Annotated in this window: 20 protein-coding genes; 19 read left to right on the top strand and 1 reads right to left on the bottom strand. The window is 61.6% G+C overall.

All coding sequences use genetic code 11. From position 1 onward, the window contains the following. Positions 1–3: 3 nt before the first annotated feature. The 8 genes from DWV43_RS01765 (at position 4) to rsfS (ending at position 6,759) form a co-directional block, all read left to right on the top strand. Entirely contained in the window at positions 4–1,881 is a 1,878-nt protein-coding gene (locus DWV43_RS01765; RefSeq protein ID WP_117816855.1) for a TIGR03960 family B12-binding radical SAM protein, read from the top strand. Further along, entirely contained in the window at positions 1,878–2,690 is an 813-nt protein-coding gene (locus DWV43_RS01760; protein WP_117816856.1) for a TIGR03936 family radical SAM-associated protein, read from the top strand. The genes DWV43_RS01765 and DWV43_RS01760 overlap by 4 nt, the downstream gene beginning before the upstream one ends. A 67-nt stretch (positions 2,691–2,757) precedes the next feature. Next, entirely contained in the window at positions 2,758–3,132 is a 375-nt protein-coding gene (rplU, locus tag DWV43_RS01755) for a 50S ribosomal protein L21 (protein ID WP_035138585.1), read from the top strand. A 33-nt stretch (positions 3,133–3,165) separates the two neighbouring features. Then, a complete protein-coding gene (gene rpmA, locus DWV43_RS01750) occupies positions 3,166–3,423 on the top strand; it encodes a 50S ribosomal protein L27 (protein WP_006236075.1) in 258 nt (85 codons plus the stop codon). An 84-nt stretch (positions 3,424–3,507) separates the two neighbouring features. Then, positions 3,508–4,974 carry a GTPase ObgE gene (gene obgE, locus DWV43_RS01745; protein WP_199569298.1) on the top strand — a complete coding sequence of 489 codons (1,467 nt, stop codon included), beginning with the start codon at positions 3,508–3,510 and terminating at the stop codon, positions 4,972–4,974. Positions 4,975–4,977: 3 nt separating this feature from the next. Further along, positions 4,978–5,655: a nicotinate-nucleotide adenylyltransferase gene (gene nadD / locus DWV43_RS01740; RefSeq protein WP_117816858.1), complete on the top strand. Its 678-nt coding sequence runs from the start codon at positions 4,978–4,980 to the stop codon at positions 5,653–5,655. 86 nt (positions 5,656–5,741) lie between these two features. After that, entirely contained in the window at positions 5,742–6,275 is a 534-nt protein-coding gene (gene yqeK / locus DWV43_RS01735; protein WP_197736885.1) for a bis(5'-nucleosyl)-tetraphosphatase (symmetrical) YqeK, read from the top strand. 28 nt (positions 6,276–6,303) lie between these two features. Then, complete coding sequence (rsfS, locus tag DWV43_RS01730; RefSeq protein ID WP_117816859.1) at positions 6,304–6,759, top strand: ribosome silencing factor; 456 nt, start codon at positions 6,304–6,306, stop codon at positions 6,757–6,759. Between the two features lie 99 nt (positions 6,760–6,858). Here the strand turns inward: rsfS and dinB are convergent, their stop codons facing one another. After that, entirely contained in the window at positions 6,859–8,112 is a 1,254-nt protein-coding gene (gene dinB / locus DWV43_RS01725; RefSeq protein WP_199569306.1) for a DNA polymerase IV, read from the bottom strand. A 201-nt stretch (positions 8,113–8,313) separates the two neighbouring features. Here dinB and rpsP point away from each other — a divergent pair, with 201 nt between their 5' ends. The 11 genes from rpsP to DWV43_RS01670 all read left to right on the top strand — a co-directional run bounded on the left by rpsP (position 8,314) and on the right by DWV43_RS01670 (position 19,321). Continuing rightward, positions 8,314–8,655, top strand: coding sequence for a 30S ribosomal protein S16 (gene rpsP, locus DWV43_RS01720; protein WP_117816861.1), 342 nt, complete (start codon positions 8,314–8,316; stop codon positions 8,653–8,655). Between the two features lie 42 nt (positions 8,656–8,697). Continuing rightward, positions 8,698–8,943, top strand: a complete 246-nt coding sequence (locus DWV43_RS01715; protein WP_171021534.1) for a KH domain-containing protein — start codon at positions 8,698–8,700, stop codon at positions 8,941–8,943. 4 nt (positions 8,944–8,947) lie between these two features. Continuing rightward, positions 8,948–9,469, top strand: a complete 522-nt coding sequence (gene rimM / locus DWV43_RS01710) for a ribosome maturation factor RimM (protein WP_117816862.1) — start codon at positions 8,948–8,950, stop codon at positions 9,467–9,469. 10 nt (positions 9,470–9,479) lie between these two features. Then, on the top strand, positions 9,480–10,238 hold the full coding sequence (trmD, locus tag DWV43_RS01705; RefSeq protein WP_055250008.1) for a tRNA (guanosine(37)-N1)-methyltransferase TrmD: 759 nt from the start codon (positions 9,480–9,482) through the stop codon (positions 10,236–10,238). Between the two features lie 2 nt (positions 10,239–10,240). After that, complete coding sequence (lepB, locus tag DWV43_RS01700) at positions 10,241–10,804, top strand: signal peptidase I (RefSeq protein WP_055250011.1); 564 nt, start codon at positions 10,241–10,243, stop codon at positions 10,802–10,804. A 59-nt stretch (positions 10,805–10,863) separates the two neighbouring features. After that, positions 10,864–11,775, top strand: coding sequence for a glycine--tRNA ligase subunit alpha (locus DWV43_RS01695; RefSeq protein WP_006236091.1), 912 nt, complete (start codon positions 10,864–10,866; stop codon positions 11,773–11,775). A 3-nt stretch (positions 11,776–11,778) separates the two neighbouring features. Continuing rightward, positions 11,779–13,875, top strand: coding sequence for a glycine--tRNA ligase subunit beta (gene glyS / locus DWV43_RS01690; RefSeq protein ID WP_117816863.1), 2,097 nt, complete (start codon positions 11,779–11,781; stop codon positions 13,873–13,875). A 34-nt stretch (positions 13,876–13,909) separates the two neighbouring features. After that, complete coding sequence (locus DWV43_RS01685; protein ID WP_117637236.1) at positions 13,910–14,785, top strand: pyruvate, water dikinase regulatory protein; 876 nt, start codon at positions 13,910–13,912, stop codon at positions 14,783–14,785. A 347-nt stretch (positions 14,786–15,132) separates the two neighbouring features. Then, positions 15,133–17,883, top strand: a complete 2,751-nt coding sequence (ppdK, locus tag DWV43_RS01680) for a pyruvate, phosphate dikinase (protein ID WP_117816864.1) — start codon at positions 15,133–15,135, stop codon at positions 17,881–17,883. 214 nt (positions 17,884–18,097) lie between these two features. After that, the gene (rplS, locus tag DWV43_RS01675) at positions 18,098–18,439 is read left to right on the top strand and encodes a 50S ribosomal protein L19 (protein ID WP_006236098.1); all 342 of its coding nucleotides are present in this window, start codon (positions 18,098–18,100) and stop codon (positions 18,437–18,439) included. A gap of 93 nt (positions 18,440–18,532) precedes the next feature. Next, entirely contained in the window at positions 18,533–19,321 is a 789-nt protein-coding gene (locus DWV43_RS01670; protein ID WP_055250018.1) for a ribonuclease HII, read from the top strand. The last annotated feature ends 128 nt before the right edge of the window (positions 19,322–19,449 follow it).

The following is a 19,449-nucleotide window of genomic DNA, read 5'->3' as shown; positions in this document are numbered from 1 at the left end:
CCGTTGCGCGTTCCGTATCAAGACTGTTTTCATTTAATTGAGCCGCTGCTCGCCAAGGTCGAAAAGCCGAGTCGCTATATCGATCACGAGTGGGGCACGCTTTCAAAGGCCGATGCCGACTACCGTTGCTGCTTGATCTACCCGGATGTGTACGAGGTTGGTCTGCCCAACCAGGGCATCGCCATCCTCTACAATATCCTTAACCAGGCCGAGGGCATCTCCTGCGAACGTGGCTATGTGCCGTGGCCCGATATGGGTGACGCCATGCGCGAGGCGGGTATTCCGCTGCTGTCGCTCGAAGGTGCAGCGCCGGTCGCTTCGTTTGATATCGTCGGTCTGCATGTGCCGCACGAGATGGCGGTGACGAACTTCCTCGAGGCTCTCGATCTCGCTGGCATTCCGCTGTTAGCGGCCGACCGAGGCGAAGACGACCCCATCATCATCGCCGGCGGTCCCTCGGTGTACAACCCCGAGCCGTACGCGGCCTTTTTCGATGCCATCCTCATCGGCGAGGGCGAGGAATCGCTGCTCGAGACCTGCCAGCTGCATCGCCGCCTGCGCGACGAAGGAGTCCCGCGCGCGCAGATTGTTGAGCAGCTTGCATCCATTGCCGGCAACTACGTGCCGTCGCTCTATGAGGTTCGTCACGACGAGCCCTGCTCGCCGCATGGCTACACCGTGCCGCGTGAGGGCAAGGATGCGCCGACCGTGGTCTACAAGCGCGTCGTCGAGGATTTCGGCGCCACGAATCCGCTGTCGCAGTCGTGCGTACCCTATGCGCAGCTGGTCCACGACCGCCTGTCTATCGAGATCCTGCGCGGCTGCGCCCGCGGCTGTCGTTTTTGCCAGGCCGGCATGACGTATCGCCCGGTGCGCGAGCGCTCGGCCGACCAGATCGTCTCGTCGGTGATTCAGGGTCTGGAAAAGACCGGCTATGACGAGGTGTCGCTGACCTCGCTCTCCACGACCGACCACTCCTGCATTCGCGACGTGCTCGGCAGGCTCAACCGTCGCCTGGAGGATACGGGTATTCGCGTGTCTATTCCGTCGCAGCGCCTGGATTCGTTTGGCGTGGATATGGCCGAGTCGGTCGCCGGCGAAAAGAAGGGCGGCCTGACGTTCGCGCCCGAGGCCGGCAGCCAGCGCATGCGCGACATCATTAACAAGAACGTGACCGAGGAGGACCTGGACCGTGCGGCCAAGGCGGCCTTCGAGGCCGGCTGGAACCGCATGAAGCTCTACTTTATGATGGGCCTTCCCGGCGAGCGCGACGAGGACATCGTGGCCATCGCCAATCTGGCCGATCACGTGCTGGAGCTCGGTCGTTCCGTGGTGCCCAAGGCTCGTCGCGGCTCGATCTCGGTGTCCATCTCGGTTTCGGTCTTTATCCCCAAGGCTGCCACGCCGTTCCAGTGGTGCCCACAGCTCGACTACGACGACGTCAAGCGTCGCCAGAAGCTGCTTATCACGAGCGTTCGCAACCGTGCCGTCCGCGTGCATTACCACGATGCCGAGACCTCGCTCATCGAGGCCGCTCTGTCCCGCGCCGGTCGTGACATGACGCCCGTCATCATCGATGCTTGGCGCGCGGGCTCTCGCTTTGACGCCTGGGTAGAGCATTTCTCGCTCGATAACTGGAAGGAGGCTGCTGCCAAAAACGGCATCGACCTCAATGAGCTCGTGCACCTGCCCTACGAGTTGGACTGGCGTCTGCCGTGGGAGCATGTGAGCCCCGGCTGCACGCGTGGCTTCCTCGAGCGCGAGTACCGTCGCTCGCTCGAGGGTGTCACGACTCCCGACTGCACCCGCACGTCGTGCACCGGCTGCGGAATCTGCCCCACGCTCCACGCCAAGAATGTATTGGTGGGTGATCGCGCATGAGTGAGCGTCTGACCGACAACCCCATGCTCTTTAGACTTCGTGTTCGCTATGGCAAGCGCGATCGCCTTAAGTACCTGGGCCATCTCGAAGTAATCCATACCATTGAGCGCATCGTGCGCCGTGCGGGACTTCCCTATGCTGTCACGCAGGGCTTCTCTCCGCACATGCGCGTGGGCTTCTCTTCGGCGCTACCGGTGGGTACGTCGTCGACCTGCGAGTGGTATGACCTGTTTATGACCGAGTTCGTGGCGCTCGACGAGGCGTTTGGGCGCCTGGCTGCGGCGTCTCCGGCCGATCTGGCGCCCATCGAGGCGGCGTACATCGACGTGCGCACGCCGGCGTTGACGGCGCAGCTCACGCGTCTGTCGTATCGCATCGACCTGCACTTGGATCCCGAGGCGCCCGTAAGCGCCGACGAGGTGCGTCGTGCGATCGACACGCTGCGCGCGGACCATGGCATCGACTACGCGCGCGGCAAAAAGAGCAAGCGCTTGGATTTGGATCACACGCTCGTGGGCTATGAGCTCACGGCGGGGGAGCGCCCTGACCATTTGGTGCTCATGCTCGACACCCATGCCGACAACGAGGGCTCCATGCGTCCGGAAATTTTGCTTTCCGCTGCTGATGTTTTGTTGCAGGGCTTGACCCCGGGCGTGGATGCACCTATTGTTTCCACCGGTATGCAAGACCTCGTGACCATCTGCTCCTACGATGTCGAGCGTCAGAATCAAGCATGCGAGGACGACGAGGGCCGACTCGTCAGCCCCATACCTGTGCGAACTTGTGGATTTGCTCCACATACTCGTTGACGGGGGTATTTTCGCCTGCTACTATATTCGGCTGTTGCACTAACTGATGCATGAAGGGCAAGTAAACATGTACGCAATCGTTAACACGGGCGGCAAGCAGTACAAGGTCGCCACCGACGATGTCATCACCGTCGAGAAGATCGAGGGCAATGAGGGCGACAAGGTCACCCTGCCGGTCATCTTCCTCAACGATGGTAAGAAGATCGTCACCGATCCCGACAAGCTGGCCAAGGCCAAGGTTACCGCTCAGATCGTTGAGCAGTTCAAGGGCGAGAAGCAGCTGGTCTTCAAGTTCCACAAGCGTAAGCGCTATCGTCGTCTGAAGGGTCACCGTCAGCAGCTCACCAAGCTGAAGATCGTGAAGGTCCAGGCTACGTCCCGCGCCAAGAAGGCTGTCAAGGCAGAGGCCGAGGCTGTTGCCGAGGCTCCCGTCGCCGAGTAGATTACACTCGTAACGAAAGAGTAGGTATACACAATGGCACACAAAAAAGGACTCGGTTCCTCCCGTAATGGCCGTGACTCCCGCGGTCAGCGCCTTGGCACGAAGCGCTATGCCGGCCAGACGGTAACCACGGGCACGATTCTCGTCCGTCAGCACGGCACGCACATCCACCCGGGTGAGAACGTTGGCCGTGGCAAGGACGACACGCTGTTCGCGCTGGTCGACGGTACCGTTGAGTTCCACAAGGGTATCAAGCACAGGGTCAGCGTACGCCCGCTCGCGAACGCGTAATTCACCCTTCATAGAGCACATATGTGGGAGGCACTTGAGTTTTAGGATTCAAGGGTCTCCCTCTTTTTGTAGGAGGCGATTCTGTTGTCACAGTTCACCGATATCAGCCGCATTAACGTGTGCGGCGGCGACGGCGGAGCCGGATGCATGTCGTTTAGGCGCGAGGCATTTGTCCCCAAGGGCGGCCCCGATGGCGGTGACGGCGGTCGTGGCGGCAATGTCGTCATCCAGGCCGATGCTCAGCTGTCTTCGCTGATCGATTACCGCTTTAAGCATCACTTCCGCGCCGAGCGCGGCACGCACGGGCAGGGTGCCCGTCGTAACGGTAAGAGCGGCGAGGACCTTATTCTCAAGGTTCCCATGGGTACCGTGGTGCGCGAGCTCGACCCCGAGACGCAGACCCCGATGTTCGAGATTGCCGACTTGGTGCATGATGGCGAGCGCGTCGTTGTGGCGCCCGGCGGTGCCGGCGGTCTGGGCAATACGCACTTTGTGACGTCGGTGCGCCGCGCGCCCGCATTCGCCCAGCTGGGCGAGCCGGCCGAGGAGCACTGGATTGAGCTCGAGATGAAGCTCATGGCTGATGCCGCGCTCGTGGGCTTCCCCTCGGTGGGCAAGTCCTCGCTTATCGCGCGCATGAGTGCCGCCCGACCCAAGATCGCCGACTATCCGTTTACCACGCTCGTGCCCAACCTGGGTATGGTGCGTGCCGGCGAGTACTCCTATGTCGTTGCCGACGTCCCCGGCCTCATCGAGGGCGCGAGCGAGGGCAAGGGCTTGGGCCACCAGTTCCTGCGCCACATCGAGCGTACGGCGCTCATCATGCATGTCGTCGACATGACGGGCGGTTTTGAGGATCGCGACCCGGTTGAGGATTACCGCATCATCAACCGTGAGCTCGAGCAGTATGGCGCCGAGCTTTCGGAGCGTCCGCAGATCGTCGTCGCCAACAAGTGCGATGCGCCGGGCACGGCCGACAAGATTGCCGACCTTAAGCGCGCCGCGCTCGACGATGGACATATGTTCTTTGCCGTGTCCGCCGTGACGGGCGCCGGCCTCAACACGCTGATGCTTGCCGTGGGCGAGCAGGTGGCTAAGCTGCGCGCCGAGCTGGCGGTCTCCGATGAGCCGGTCGATCTTCGCGACGAGGAGTGGGAGCGCCGTCGCCTGCAGCGCGAGAAGCGTTTCCGCATTGTTCAGGAAGAGCCCGGTGCCTTCCGCGTGGTCGGTCGCGCCATCGAGCGCATGGTTATCCAGACCGACTGGGAAAACGAGGAAGCCGTCATCTACCTGCAGCACAAGTTTGCGCGCATGGGTGTTGACGACGCGCTCGAGAAGGCCGGCTGCCGTGCGGGCGACGAGGTCCGCATTTGCCAGCGCGCCTTTGACTTTGAGGGCGCCGAGGACTTCTCGGAGTACGAGGAGCTCGAGGACGCTGGCGAGGACGCTGCCGTTGAGGCCCTTGACGTGACCGATGCTCCGGATGAGGGCGTCGAGGTTGTCGATGCGGCGGATGCCGCGGACGATGCCGAGACCTCGGAGGGCGAGTAAGCCATGTCGCTGCGCGGTGGAATCGGTTTGCCCGAGCTGCCCATAAAAGAGGGCAAAGAGTTTCGGCTTGGCATTATGGGCGGCACCTTCGACCCGATTCATTACGGGCACCTGGTGACTGCCGAGCAGGCGCGCGAGTCGCTCGACTTGGACGCTGTGCTCTTTATGCCGGCCGGCTCTCCTGCCTTTAAACTCGACAAACCGGTGACGCCTGCTGAGGACCGTTATGCCATGACGGTTCTCGCCACCGCCGCGAATCCGGCTTTTTTGGCGAGCCGTTTCGAGATCGACCGTCCGGGCGTGACCTATACTGCCGATACGCTTCATGCCCTTCGCGACTTTTACCCGCCGCAGGTAAAGCTCTTCTTTATTACGGGCGCCGACGCGATTATTGATATTGTGACCTGGCATGATGCCGAGCGAATTGCTGAGCTTGCTACCTTTATTGCGGCGACGCGACCGGGCTTTGATATCGATACGGCGCGTGCCCGAATCAAAGAGTCGGGGCTGCCGTTCGACGTGCGCTATATTCAGATTCCGGCGCTGGCGATCAGCTCGACGAACATTCGTAAGCGAGTTGCCCGCGGCATGAGCGTGCGCTATCTTACGAGCGAGTCCGTGCTCGGCTACATTCGCAAGCGCAGGCTATATGCCGATTTGGGCCAAGAAGATTTTGAGTGATGGGGGCTACGTTGTCGGTAGAGGATCAGTTTGAGGGCGATGAGCGCGCGCTGCTCAAGCGCATTCAAGAGCTGCTCGATGTTCGCATGAAAGATAAGCGCAAGCGCTATGTGCATTCGCTGGGTGTTGCCGAGACCGCACTTCATCTGGCCGAGGTCTACGGCGTTGACCGCTTTGATGCGGCTGCCGCCGGCTTAATTCACGACTGGGACAAGGTTCTTTCCGATGACGAGCTCGTGGCCCGCGCGCTTCACTATGGCATCAAGGTTGCCGGCTCTCCTTCCGCCGCGACGCCGCTTTTGCATGGCCCTGTTGCCGCCTATGAGCTTCCGCAGCTTTTTCCCGAGCTGTCACCGGCCGTTTTCCAGGCTGTCGACCGTCACACCGTGGGTGCCTGCGACATGACGCCGCTCGATATGGTGGTCTTTGTGGCAGATGCCATCGAGCCCAACCGTCACGGCGACTATGCCCATGCGCTGCGCAAGATGGTGGGGAAGTCCTCGCTCGACGAGTTGTTCTTCTCCTGTTTTGCGCAGGGTCTGGTCTATGTGATCCAGTCCGGGCGCTATCTTTATCCCACGGCTATTACGATTTACAACCATTACGCCCAGCTGCGCTAGCTCGGGTGTGTCTAGAAAGAGGTATTCCATGGCCGACGAGACCATGACTGACGAGCAGATTCTTGAAGGTGTGGAGCACAAGAGTTTCGTTGCCACGTCCGACCGCACCGCCGCCTCGCTGTCCGCGAGCGGTGTCGCCGCCGAGGATGTCGCCCGCGCCGCCGCGCAGGCCGCCTACGACAAGAAGGGCGAGGACGTGCAGGTGCTCAACCTGACCGAGCTTTCCGACGTGTGCGACTACTTTGTGCTTGCCACCGGTACCAACAACCGCCAGGTCGATTCTATCGTCGACGAGATCGAGGAGAAGGTCGCCGCGGCTTGCGGCGAGCATCCGTTCTCCATCGAGGGCCGCGAGCAGAAGACCTGGATGCTCATGGACTACGGCTCGGTTGTCGTTCACGTCTTCACTCCCGAAGCCCGCGACTTCTACCGCCTAGAAAAGCTCTGGGGTGACGCCCCCCAGCTCCCCCTCAATCTCCTCTAGTAGCTCATTTGATACGGGGATTTTTAGCTAGCTTCGCGCATTTCGCCGGGCAGTTGCGGTTTTCCGCACCTGCCCGGCTTTCTTTTTGCCTAAAGGCGGTTAATCGTTGAAGCGGGATTGGCGGCCGAAGGATAGGGCGGTGTCGCCGAACTTGTCTCGGACGGCGTCGATAGCGACTGAGAGGTCGCGGCGGTCGCTGGATTGGGCTCCGCGGTCGTCGACTTCGCAGAACAGGTCGGTCTGGATGCCGCCTTGGTGGTCGAAGTCGCTCATGCCGATGCCCGCTAAGCGAACATGCGTGCCTTCCTGCCAGATGTTGTCGAGCAGTTCGAGCGCAACCGCCACGAAGATGTTCTCATCGTCGGTCGGATGAGGCAGCCGGCGCTGTGCCGTACGCCCGCTGCCATACGAATACTTGAGCTTGAGCGTCACCGTGGCGCCCGTCAGTCCCTGACGGCGCAGGCGGCGTCCCACTGACTCGCCCAACAGCGCAATCGCCGCTTCGATGTCCCCGCGCTCAGTCAAATCTTTCGCGAAGGTGCGCTCATTGCTCACCGATTTAACCTCACGCTCTTCATCGAGACTTGTGACTTCGGAGATTTCGAGTCCCAGCGCACGCTGGCGCATGCGTTCGCCGTTGACGCCAAAAATAGAGGCCAAGGTGGATTCCGGTGCACGTGATAGCTCGCCGAGGGTGTAGATGCGCATGCGGCGCAGTCGTTCCTCGGCCGAGCGCCCGATGCCGCTCATGGCAGACACTGGTAGCGCGGCCAAAAAGCGCTGTTCCGTCCCGGGGCGCACAATCGTCAATCCAAACGGCTTGTCACGCTCGCTTGCGATCTTTGCGACCGTCTTGTTGCAGCCCACGCCAATGGAGCAGGTCACTCCCAGCGCTGCCACGCGGTCGCTTATACGCCGCGCAACCAGTAGCGGGTCTTCGGGCGCAAAGCGACCCGGTGTGATATCGATAAAGGCTTCGTCGATGGATACGCGCTCTACGCGCGGCGTTTCCTCGGCAAGAATCGCCATGACCTGCGCGCTCACCTCGCGGTAGCGATCAAAGTGCCCGTGCGTCCAAATGGCTTGCGGGCACAAGCGCCGCGCCTCGGCCGAGGCCATGGCAGAGTGCACGCCAAAGCGACGCGCTTCATACGAACACGTGGACACGACGCCACGCGAATCGGCGTCTCCGCCCACGATGAGCGGCTTTCCGCGCCATTCGGGATGATCGAGCATCTCCACGCTAGCAAAAAACGCATCGAGGTCCATGAGGCCCACCGCCGGACCCGTCCAGGGAGGTGGCGTGACGCCCATGGCATCCTCATAACCGTATGTATGTTCGCGTCTTTCCATGTCATGAGTATACCGCGCAGCTCATGTGGGGTGCGTGTATGTGCTTGCAAATCCCGAATTCTTGTCTAAGATATGGATTTGCCCTCGACTACACCGAAGAAGTTGGTCTCACGGACTTCACCTGCCCGCGTCGATGGCGTATTATGTTCAACTGTTTGTTTGTAGTTGCAGCCTAAAGCTGCTTGGTTGGAGGAGTTTCCTTTGGCAGTCAAGATTCGCCTTGCTCGTCACGGCGCTAAGAAGCGTCCGTACTACCGTGTCGTCGTCGCCGATTCCCGCGCCCCGCGTGACGGTCGTATCATCGAGGAGGTTGGCCGCTACAACCCGATGACCGCCCCCAAGACCATCAACCTCGACCTCGAGAAGATCGCCGACTGGCAGTCCAAGGGCGCTCAGCTCACCGACGCCGTCGCCGCTCTGGTCAAGGCCGCCAACGAGGGCCAGAAGACCGAGACCGTCGTCAAGAAGTCCAAGAAGCAGCTCGCCAAAGAGGCCGAGGCCGCTAAGGCTGCCGCTGAGGCCGCTGAGGGCGCCGAGGAGTAAATCGTGCCTGAGGTTGACGCTGCACAGCTCGAGGGTGAGGCAATGCTCTCAGATCGCATCGCCGATCTCGTCGAATATCTCGTTGTTCAGATCGTCGACGACCCGGATTCCGTGAGCCTTGAGGTCATTGATGGTGATGACGCCTCTACGATTGAGGTTTCTGTCGCCGAGGATGACGTCGCTAAGGTCATCGGCCGTCGTGGCCGTACCATCAAGGCCATTCGCACGCTCGCCCGTGCACTGGCCGCTCGCCTCGACACTGCTGTCGAGGTAGAGGTTCTGGGCTAGGACCTTGAGGTCCCAGTACAAAAACATCGCCCGTGTGGTCAAGCCGCACGGAAGGAAGGGGGAGGTCCTCGCGCAGCCGCTGCGGGGGCTTCCTTCTGTATTAGAGCCGGGTATGCGCGTCGCCCTGACGCCGCCGGCGCTCAAGCGCGACCGCTTTTGCACGGTCGTGTCCGTCACCGATACGGGCGATGGCGATCTGGTCTCGTTTGAGGGCATTGACGACTTGACGGCCGCCGAGGGCATCACGGGATGCTATGTGTTGGCAAATCGTGACGATTTTGAGCTCGATTCACTCGACGCCGCCTATACCGACCTGATGGGTCGCGAGGTGGTCGACGAGCGCTTCGGTTCGCTCGGCACGATCGTCGAGATCATGTCGACGCCCGCTAACGATGTTTGGGTTGTCGAGGGTGATCGGTACGGCGAGGTACTGATTCCCGTGATCGAGCAGGTTGTGCTCGATCTTCCCGACACAGGAACAATTTTCGTCCACGTTATGGACGGCCTGATCGATATGGACAAGTAGGGAGGACAACATGCTGATTGAGACCCTTTCGGTCTTTCCCGAGATGTTTGAGCCCGTCATGTCCACATCGATTTTGGGCCGCGCCCGCAAGGCCGGCCTTTTTGATTTTAAGGCGTATAACCTGCGCGACTGGACGCACGACCGCCATCGTACCGTCGATGACGAGCCGTACGGCGGCGGGCAGGGCATGCTCATGAAGGTCGAGCCTATTGCCGAGGCCATCGAGGCTATTAGCTCCGAGGGTCCTAAGCCCACCGTGGTGTTTTTTACCCCCTGTGGCGAGCCCTTTACACAGCATGTGGCCGAGCGCCTGCTCAAAAGCGAGCGCTTGCTGTTTGTGTGCAGCCGTTACGAGGGTGTCGACGAGCGTGCCTATGCGTATGCCGACGAGCGCCTGTCGATCGGCGATTACGTGCTCACGGGCGGCGAGCTTCCCGCTATGGTCGTTGCCGATGCTGTCGTACGCCTGATTCCCGGCGCCCTTGGTGACGAGATGAGCAACGTCGACGAGTCGTTCTCGACCGCCGAGGACGGAGGCCTGCTCGAGTATGCGCAGTACACTCGCCCTGCTGAATTCAACGGCGAGGGCGTGCCGCCGGTGCTCGTGAGCGGTGACCATGCCAAGGTCGATGCCTGGCGCCGTAAGAATGCCATCGAGCGCACCTGCCGCTGGCGTCCCGACCTGATCGAGACGGCACGGCTTACGCCCCAGGAGCGCGCATACGCGCAGGAGATTCTGGACGCTTCGTATTCGCAGAGCGAGGAGTGAGAATGGTTCCATCGCAGCATTCCGCGTTGAGGGGCGCTTTTGAGTGGGTCGCGGTCATCGCGATCGCGCTCGTGGCCACCTTCCTGATCCGCACCTTTGTGGTCGAGCCCTTTGTGGTACCCACCGGCTCCATGGAGGACACGATCGAGATTGGCGACCAGATCCTGGCACAAAAGGTGAGCCTCGAGCTCGGTCAGCCCGTCAAACAGGGTGATATCGTGGTGTTCCACAACCCCGATGCCACTTCCGAGCATGATGTTCTTGTCAAGCGTGTTATTGCCACGGCCGGTCAGACGGTCGACCTGCAGGACGGCAAGGTGGTCGTTGACGGCCAAGCGCTCGACGAGGACTATACGACGGGCATGAGTTGGCCGCTTTCGGTCCAAGCGCCTGGCGCCCAGGTGAGTTATCCCTACACCGTTCCCGACGGGTGCGTGTGGGTGATGGGCGACAACCGCGAAAACTCTGCCGACTCGCGCTACTTTGGTCCCGTCGATCGCTCCGATTTGATCGCTGTGGCGCTTGTGCGCTACTGGCCGCTCAACCGCATCGGCGCTATCGACTAAAAATCGCTATAGTACAGTACCTAACCGTGTAATCGTTTCGACGAGGGGATATTAGAGGCATGAACGCTTCATCGCTTTCCTTCCAAGACATCATCCTGCGCCTCCAGCAGTACTGGGGCGAGCAGGGCTGCGTCATTATGCAGCCCTATGACTCCGAGGTCGGTGCCGGTACCTTCCATACCGCGACCACGCTGCGCTCGCTCGGTCCCGCCGAATGGCGCACCTGCTATGCGCAGCCTTGCCGCCGTCCCGCCGACGGCCGCTACGGCGAGAACCCTAACCGCATGCAGCACTACTATCAGTTCCAGGTGCTCATCAAGCCGTCGCCGGTCAACGCCCAGGAGCTCTACCTGGGTTCGCTGGCCGCCATTGGCCTGGACCCCAACGACCATGACGTCCGCTTTGTCGAGGACGACTGGGAGAGCCCGACCTTGGGCGCCTGGGGCCTTGGCTGGGAGGTCTGGCTTAACGGTATGGAGGTCACGCAGTTCACGTACTTCCAGCAGGTGGGCGGTATCGAGGTCGACCCCGTGCCCGTCGAGATCACCTATGGCCTGGAGCGTATCGCCATGTACGCTCAGGGCGTCAACTCGGTCTACGATCTGGTGTGGAGCTATCTGCCCGACGGCACGCCCATGACCTACGGCGACGTGTTCCTCGAGAACGAGCGCGAGTTCAGTGCCTATAACTTTGAGGTCGCCAACGTCGAGATGATGCGTCAGAAGTTTGACGACTACGAGGCCGAGTGCCATTCCTGCCTGGAGCGCAAGCTGCCGTTGCCGGCGTACGACTGTGTCATGAAGTGCAGCCACGCCTTCAACCTGCTCGATGCCCGCGGCGCCCTGTCCGCGGTCGAGCGTGCCAACTACATCCTGCGCGTCCGCGCCGTCGCCAAGGCGTGCTGCGAGGCCTACATGGCCGAGGTCGCCGGAGTCAACGAGAATGCCGACCAGGAAGGCGAGGTGGCGTAAGCCATGGCAGACGCTAAGGATTTCCTGTTTGAGATCGGTACGGAGGAAATGCCCTCTGCACCGCTGAACAATGCCGTCAAGCAGCTTGGTACCATGATCGCCAAGGGTCTCGACGAGGCCGGTCTGGCCCACGGCGAGGTCCGCGTGATCTCGAGCCCGCGTCGCCTGGCTGCGCTCGTTGCCGACGTTGCCACCGCGACCGATGAGGTTCACGAGGTCAAGCGTGGCCCCGCGGCAAACATCGCCTTCGACGCTGACGGTAACGCCACCAAGGCCGCCCAGGGCTTCGCCCGCAAGTGCGGTGTGGCTGCCGAGGACCTGGTCCGTCGTGAGGATACCGACGGTCGCGAGTATGTCTTTGCCGAGAAGAACATTCCCTCCGCACCGGCAACCCCGATCCTGACGGCCCTGTGCGAGAAGACCATTGCCGGCCTGCAGTGGCCCAACTACCGCTCCCAGCGCTGGGGCCACGAGCACGCGACGTTCGTGCGTCCGGTCCGCTGGATTTGCTGCCTTCTGGGCGAGGATGTTGTGCCCGTGTCGTTTGCCGACGTGACGAGCGGCAACACCACGCGCGGCCATCGCGTGCTCGGCCCCGGTGACCACGTTGTCGCCAGCCCCGCCGCCTACGAGCAGGTACTCGAGGACGCCGGCGTGCTTTCTGCCGAGCGCCGTCGCGAGGCCATCCTTGCCGGTATCTCCGAGGTCGAGGCCGCTCGCCCCGGCTGCCATGTCGATACGCCCAAGAAGGTCTTTGAGGAGGTCATTAACCTCTGCGAGTGGCCGACGGTGCTCGTCGGTACTTTCGACGAGGAGTTCCTCAAGGTCCCGCACGAGATTATCTGCGAGTCCATGCTCACCAACCAGCGCTACTTCCCGATCTATGACGGGGAGGGCAAGCTGACGCGTGAGTTCGTGGTCGTCTCCAACAGCAAGCCCGAGAACGCCGAGCGCGTGATCGACGGTAACGAGCGCGTCGTGCGCGCCCGTCTGGACGACGCTAAGTTCTTCTACGAGGAGGACCTGAAGATCTCCCTCGACGAGTTCCGTGAGCGTCTGTCCAAGGTTGCCTTCCAGGAGAAGCTCGGTAGCGTGCTCGCCAAGTCCGAGCGCATCGAGCAGCTCGCGCTCGCTATCGCCCGCGAGGCTCACCTGGGCGCCCATCTTGCCGCCGACGCTGCTCGCGCCGCACACCTGTGCAAGGCAGACTTGGTGTCCAACGCCGTCGTCGAGTTCACGAGCCAGCAGGGCGTGATGGGCGGTTATTACGCGACCGCGATGGGGGAGAACGACGAGGTCGCCCATGCTATTCGCGATCACTATCGTCCCCGTTTTGCCGGTGACGAGCTGCCCGAGGGCACCGCTGGCTGCATCGTGGCCTGCGCCGACAAGCTCGATACCATCGCCGGTATCTTTGCCATCGGCGAGCCCCCGACCGGCTCCTCCGACCCCTACGCGCTGCGTCGTGCCGCTATCGGCATTATCAACATCCTGCGCGACCGTCTGCCGATCGACCCCACGTCGCTCATCGACTTTGCCCTCGAACTCTACAGTGAGCAGGGCATTGAGTTCGACGCCGCCGAGGTCGCCCAGCAGGTTCGTGACTTCTTCCATGGCCGCCTGGTGAGCATGGCCCGCGACGAAAAGATTCCGGCCGATACCGTCGCCGCCGTCTCCGCGGTGCACATCATCGCCCCGTCCGTCTTCTTTGCCCGCTGCGCCGCCCTCGACGAGGCCCGCAAGAACGACGCTGAGACGTTCGACAACCTGGCGACCGCCTATGCCCGCGCCGCGCATATCTCCAAGCCCGAGCTGGGTGCGGAGTATGACCGCAGCCTGATGGGCGAGGTCGAGCTTGCGCTCGCCGACGCCTCCGAGGCTGCTCAGACCGCCGTCGATGCCGCCCTTGCTGCCGAGGACTACCCGGCCGCATTTGCCGCCCTCGCCGCCCTGCGCGCGCCCATCGACCGTTTCTTCGATGAGGTCATGGTCATGGACAAGGACGAGCAGCTTCGCGATAATCGCCTTAAGCTGCTCAACCGCTTCGAGGCCGTTTTCTCCGGCATCGCCAACATCGGTGAGCTTGCCCGCAAAAAGTAAGCCAGCCTGCGCATAAGCGCAAAAGGAGCCCCGCATGGATTGCCCGGTCACCGCTCGTCCCACCGTTATCGTTATCTCCGATTCGCTCGGCGATACCGCTTGTGAGGTGGTGCTTGCGGCGTCCGGGCAATTTGATGAAGGGGCTTTTCGTCTCTTGCGCCTGCCCAAGGTGACCTCGGTGGAGCAGGTCAAGTCATTTGTGGGGCCGCGCGTCGATGCCGACCATCGCGATGTCGCCGTGTTCCATACCATTGTCGATCCGGCGCTTCGCGCCCGCGTGCTCGATTACCTGGGTATGCTGCATATCCGTTCGGTCGACCTGATCGGCCCGACGCTTGCCGTGCTGTCGTCGCTCATCGGTGTGCCGCCCAAGTGCGTTGCGGGCGTGATTCACAAGACCGATGACCGCTATTTCCATCGTATCGAGGCCATGGAGTATTTCGTTGAGCACGATGACGGTCGTGGTTGCGACGATCTGTCGGGTGCCGATATCGTGCTGCTGGGTGTGTCGCGTACATCCAAGACGCCGCTGTCGATGTATTTAGCCTATCAGGGCTACAAGGTCGCCAATGTCCCACTGGCGCATGGCATGGAGCCGCCCAAGTCGATTTACGAGGTTGACCCGATGCGCCTGTTCGGCTTGATTTCGACCGTCGATGTGATTTCCGAGATTCGCGATAGCCGCTTGGGCGACGACTACGCCCGCGCCGTCGCAGGCTCCTATGCCGAGCCCGAGAGCGTGCGTAGTGAGCTTGCGGAAGCCCGCGCGCTCATGAAACGCCTGGGCTGCTTTGTAGTGCGTACCGACGGCAAAGCCATCGAGGAAAGCGCTGCCGAGATCATTGCTCACCTCGAAGAGATTCAAGAGGCAAGAGCACGCCGTGCCGCCCGCCGCGCTCAACAGCAGTAGTCCTTTCTGTGATGATTTTTCTGGGACGGGGATTAAAAAATCATTAGGTACTCAATGATTTTTTTAATCCCCGTCCCAGAAAAATCATCGGAGTGGCTAAATAGCCTGAATTGATAAAGCGATTTAGCAAATACATCGCATCTGACCTGCATTCTTCTTGTAGTGGTATCTTCATAAGGTAACCAACTTTACCTACCGTTTACCGCCTGTTTTAGCACGTTTACCAAACCGCGCACCCTCTGCTCAAGCCTGCCCAAAACCCGCCGTATAGTTCCCTCACGGCCTGCATCCGGCGGGTCGATTCGTTACCACGGTCGTGCGCGTAAGCGCATGGAAGGGGAAGTATCGTGAGCGATTGCAAGAGGGTTTACCGTTTTGGAACCGACGCCCAGGGCACCTGTGTCACCGAGGGCGACAAGTCCATGAACTTCGTGCTTGGTGGCAAGGGCGCTAACCTTGCCGAGATGAGCCGTATCGGCCTGCCGGTTCCCGGTGGCTTTACCATTACCTGCCAGACTTGCGTTGAGTACTCCGGCGCCGGCAACGTGTGGCCGGAGGGCGCGCTCGACGAGATCGTTGCCGCCGAGGTCGACCTCGAGGCCCGCTGCGGCAAGAAGCTCGGCGATGCCTCTGATCCGCTGCTCGTGTCGGTCCGCTCGGGCGCTCCGTTCTCCATGCCCGGCATGATGGACACGGTTCTCAACCTGGGCCTCAACGACGATTCCGTCCAGGGCCTTATCGCCCAGACGCAAAACCCGCGCTTTGCCTGGGATAGCTACCGCCGCTTTATCCAGATGTTCTCCAACGTCGTCATGGGTGTCGATGCCGACTTGTTCGAGAATGCCCTGACCCAGGCCCGCCTGGTCGCCGGCGTTCGCGTCGATTCCGAGCTTTCGGCCGAGGACCTGCAGGAACTCGTCGAGACCTTCAAGGGCATCTTCTCCGAGAACGTCGAGGCTGCCCTGTATCCCGAGCTCGAGGTCGCTGACGGCAAGCCCGTCTTCCCGCACGACCCGGAGCTTCAGCTGCGCCTTGCCATCCAGGCCGTCTTTGGCAGCTGGATGAACGAGCGCGCCTGCATCTACCGCAAGCAGCATGGCATTTCCGATGAGCTCGGCACCGCCGTCAACGTCCAGGCTATGGCCTTTGGCAATAAGGGCGAGACCTCGGCGACCGGCGTCGCCTTTACGCGCAACCCGGCCGACGGAACCAAGGAGTTCTACGGTGACTTTCTGGTCAACGCCCAGGGCGAGGACGTCGTCGCCGGCATCCGCAACACCGAGCCCATCGCCGACCTCAAGACCACCCCAGGCCTCGAGTCCGCAGGTGAGGAGCTTGAGCGTGTCTTCCTGACGCTTGAGGACCACTATCGCGATATGTGCGATATCGAGTTCACCATCGAGCAGGGTAAGCTCTGGATGCTCCAGACCCGCGTGGGCAAGCGCACCGCCACCGCCGCCCTGCGCATCGCCATCGAGATGGTCGAGGAGGGCCTCATCACCCGCGAGGAGGCCGTGAGCCGCATCGACCCTGCACAGCTCGACCAGCTCCTGCACCCGCAGTTCGACGCCTCCAAGAAGTACGAGGCGCTCGCTACCGGTCTTAACGCCAGCCCCGGTGCCGCCGTGGGCGAGGTCGTGTTCTCGAGTGATGACGCCGTCGCGCGCGCCAACGAGGGCCACAAGGTCATTCTGGTTCGCTGGGAGACCAACCCCGACGACCTGAAGGGCATGGTCGCTGCCGAGGGTATCTTGACGAGCCATGGTGGCAAGACGAGCCACGCCGCCGTTATCGCCCGCGGCATGGGTACGCCCTGCGTCTGCGGTGTCGAAAGCTTCCATATCGACGCCGCCGAGAAGGTCGTGCACATCGAGGGCAGTGACCGCCTGCTGCATGAGGGCGACATCATCTCCATCGACGGCACCCAGGGCATCGTCGTCGACGGCGCGGTCGACTTGGTCTCTGCAGAGCTCACCGGCGACTTGGACACCATCCTGTCCTGGGCCGACGAGATCCGTCTGGACGAGACCAGCGGCCACGCCAACCACGTGCGCGTCAACGCCGACAACCCCGAGGATGCTGCACTCGCGCTCGAGTTTGGCGCCGAAGCCATCGGCCTGTGCCGCACCGAGCATATGTTCCTGGGCGACCGCAAGAACATCATCCAGAGCTTTATCCTGTCCGATGACGAGGCCGTAAAGCAGCAGGCCCTGGCCGACCTGCTCAAGGTCCAGACCGAGGACTTCCTGGCGATGTTCAAGACCATGTCCGGTCGCGATGTGGTCGTTCGCCTGCTCGATCCGCCACTTCATGAGTTCCTGGATGATCCTCGCGAGCTCGAGGTCGCCATCACCAAGAAGGAAGCCGCTGGCGCCAGCGAGGAAGAGCTTGCCGCCCTGCGCACCCGCCTGCGTCGCATTGACAGCATGGTCGAGTCCAACCCCATGCTGGGCCTGCGTGGTGTGCGCCTGTCCGTCGTCTTTAGCGATCTGCCGCTCATGCAGGTTCGCGCCGTCGCCACGGCTGCTGCCCGCCTTATCAAGGAGGGTGTCGACCCGCGCCCCGAGATCATGGTTCCGCTCGTTTCCATCACGGCCGAGCATGTCCAGACCCGCGAGGTTATCGAGCGCGTGATCGCCGAGGTTTCCGCCGAGGAAGGCGTCGAGCTCAATATTCCCGTGGGCACGATGCTCGAGCTGCCGCGCACCTGCATGGTCGCCGACGAGATCGCCCATCACGCAGATTTCTTCTGCTTTGGCACCAACGACCTCACCCAGACGACCTTTGGCTTCTCGCGCGACGACGCCGAGGCCAAGTTCATCCCGCTGTACCTGCACAAGAAGATCCTGAAGGACAACCCCTTCGAGACCATCGATACGGCGGTGCTGGAGCTCGTGCGCATGGCCGTCGAAAAGGGTCGCGCCACCAACCCTGGCATGCACTTTGGCGTGTGCGGCGAGCACGGCGGCGACCCCAAGTCCATCAAGGGCCTGTTTAACGTGGCCGATGTGGACTATGTGTCCTGCTCGCCCTACCGCGTGCCCCTCGCGCGCCTAGCTGCCGCTCAGGCCAAGCTCGAGGCCAAGCGCAACGCCTAGCCCCCCCTGCGCATCGACGCCTAGCGTAGCCCCCCCCTTCATGCCGCCCGTCTCATTCGTGAGACGGGCGGTTATCATGTGCGGGTTTTGTCTTTTTGTCTGCGTAAAAAATTGTTCTTGCAGCAGAAACCCGCGCGTGTATACTCGAATACGTTTGTTCAACTACGTGCCGGCCAAGGTGGTACGGCACCTCTAGAAGAGTAAGGAATTGCACATGGATTACATCCGCGCAATCGAGCGTCAGCAGATCCGCGAGGACATTCCTCAGGTTCGCGTCGCCGACAACGTCAAGGTTCACTACCGCATTAAGGAAGGCGACCGCGAGCGTATTCAGGTCTTCCAGGGCGACGTTATCCGCATGGCCGGCGCCGGTGCCCGCGAGACCTTCACCGTCCGCAAGATGTCCTTCGGTGTCGGTGTTGAGCGTACCTTCCCGCTTCACAGCCCCAAGATCGCCAAGCTCGAGGTCGTTCGTCATGGTCGCGTCCGTCGCGCCAAGCTGTACTACCTCCGCGACAAGGTGGGCAAGGCTGCTCGCATCCCCGAGAAGCGCTAAGAAGATCGCAGCGTCTGTCCACTCGTTTGGACACAAGGGTCACCTTCGGGTGGCCCTTCTTTTTATCTGATTTGCATGCAAGGAGGGCCTGGTATGGCCAACATGACGAGCTCGGTTTCGGCATCGCAGGTTGCCGGTGAGTTGGCGAGCGCTACGTTTGAGGAGATTCCCGCCCTCGTGGAGCATTATCGCGAGGACCCACGCCAGCAGGTGATCAAGGCTTGTGAACGCGCCCTCAAACGCCATGCCAAAGAGCTTGCCGAGCGCGAGCGCGTCAATGACATGTACGAGCTTATGCATGAGCTTGGTGGCGATGGGGTGGTCGTTGGTGTCGACGAGGTGGGTCGCGGATCGGTGGCCGGCCCTTTGACGGTATGCGCCGTCTGTCTTCCTATGGAGCCGCGCGTCTGGGGTATCAACGATTCCAAAAAGCTCACGCCCGCGCGCCGCGAGTTGCTCTCAGTGAAGATTGCCGAGGTGGCGACGGCGATCGGTTTTTGCCATATCGCGCCGAAGGATATCGATGAAATGGGCATGGCCCGTGCTATCCGTACTGCCGTTGCGGGCGCCGTGGCCGATACGGGACTTGAGCCCGACTGCGTCCTCATGGATGGTAACCCCTTGGGCGCCGTTCCTAACGAGCGCGATGTGGTAAAGGGCGATGCCAAAATCGCCTGCATCGCCGCGGCGTCCATCATGGCCAAGGTCACGCGTGACGAGATGATGGTCGAGTACGACGCCGAGTATCCCGAGTACCATCTGGCCGAGTCGAAGGGCTATGCAAGCCCCGAGCATATCGAGGCCATTCGCAAACATGGACTTTGTCCACTGCACCGCGTGAGCTTTTGCGGAAACTTTCTGCAGACTGAGCGCCTTTTCTAGGTCAATTGTGGAGACAGGGACCTCTGGGGTTTTATAAACTTGCTGGTAACGGGCCGTATGCAACACCATTGCTGCGTACGGCCCGTTTTTTGACGGCATTTGGTCAGCTTTTGGTTTGCTTCCGGTAC

Source organism: Collinsella sp. AF05-9, from assembly GCF_003465595.1.
In the GTDB taxonomy this organism is placed as follows: Bacteria; Actinomycetota; Coriobacteriia; order Coriobacteriales; family Coriobacteriaceae; genus Collinsella.
This window is presented reverse-complemented; position numbering and strand designations above follow the sequence as displayed.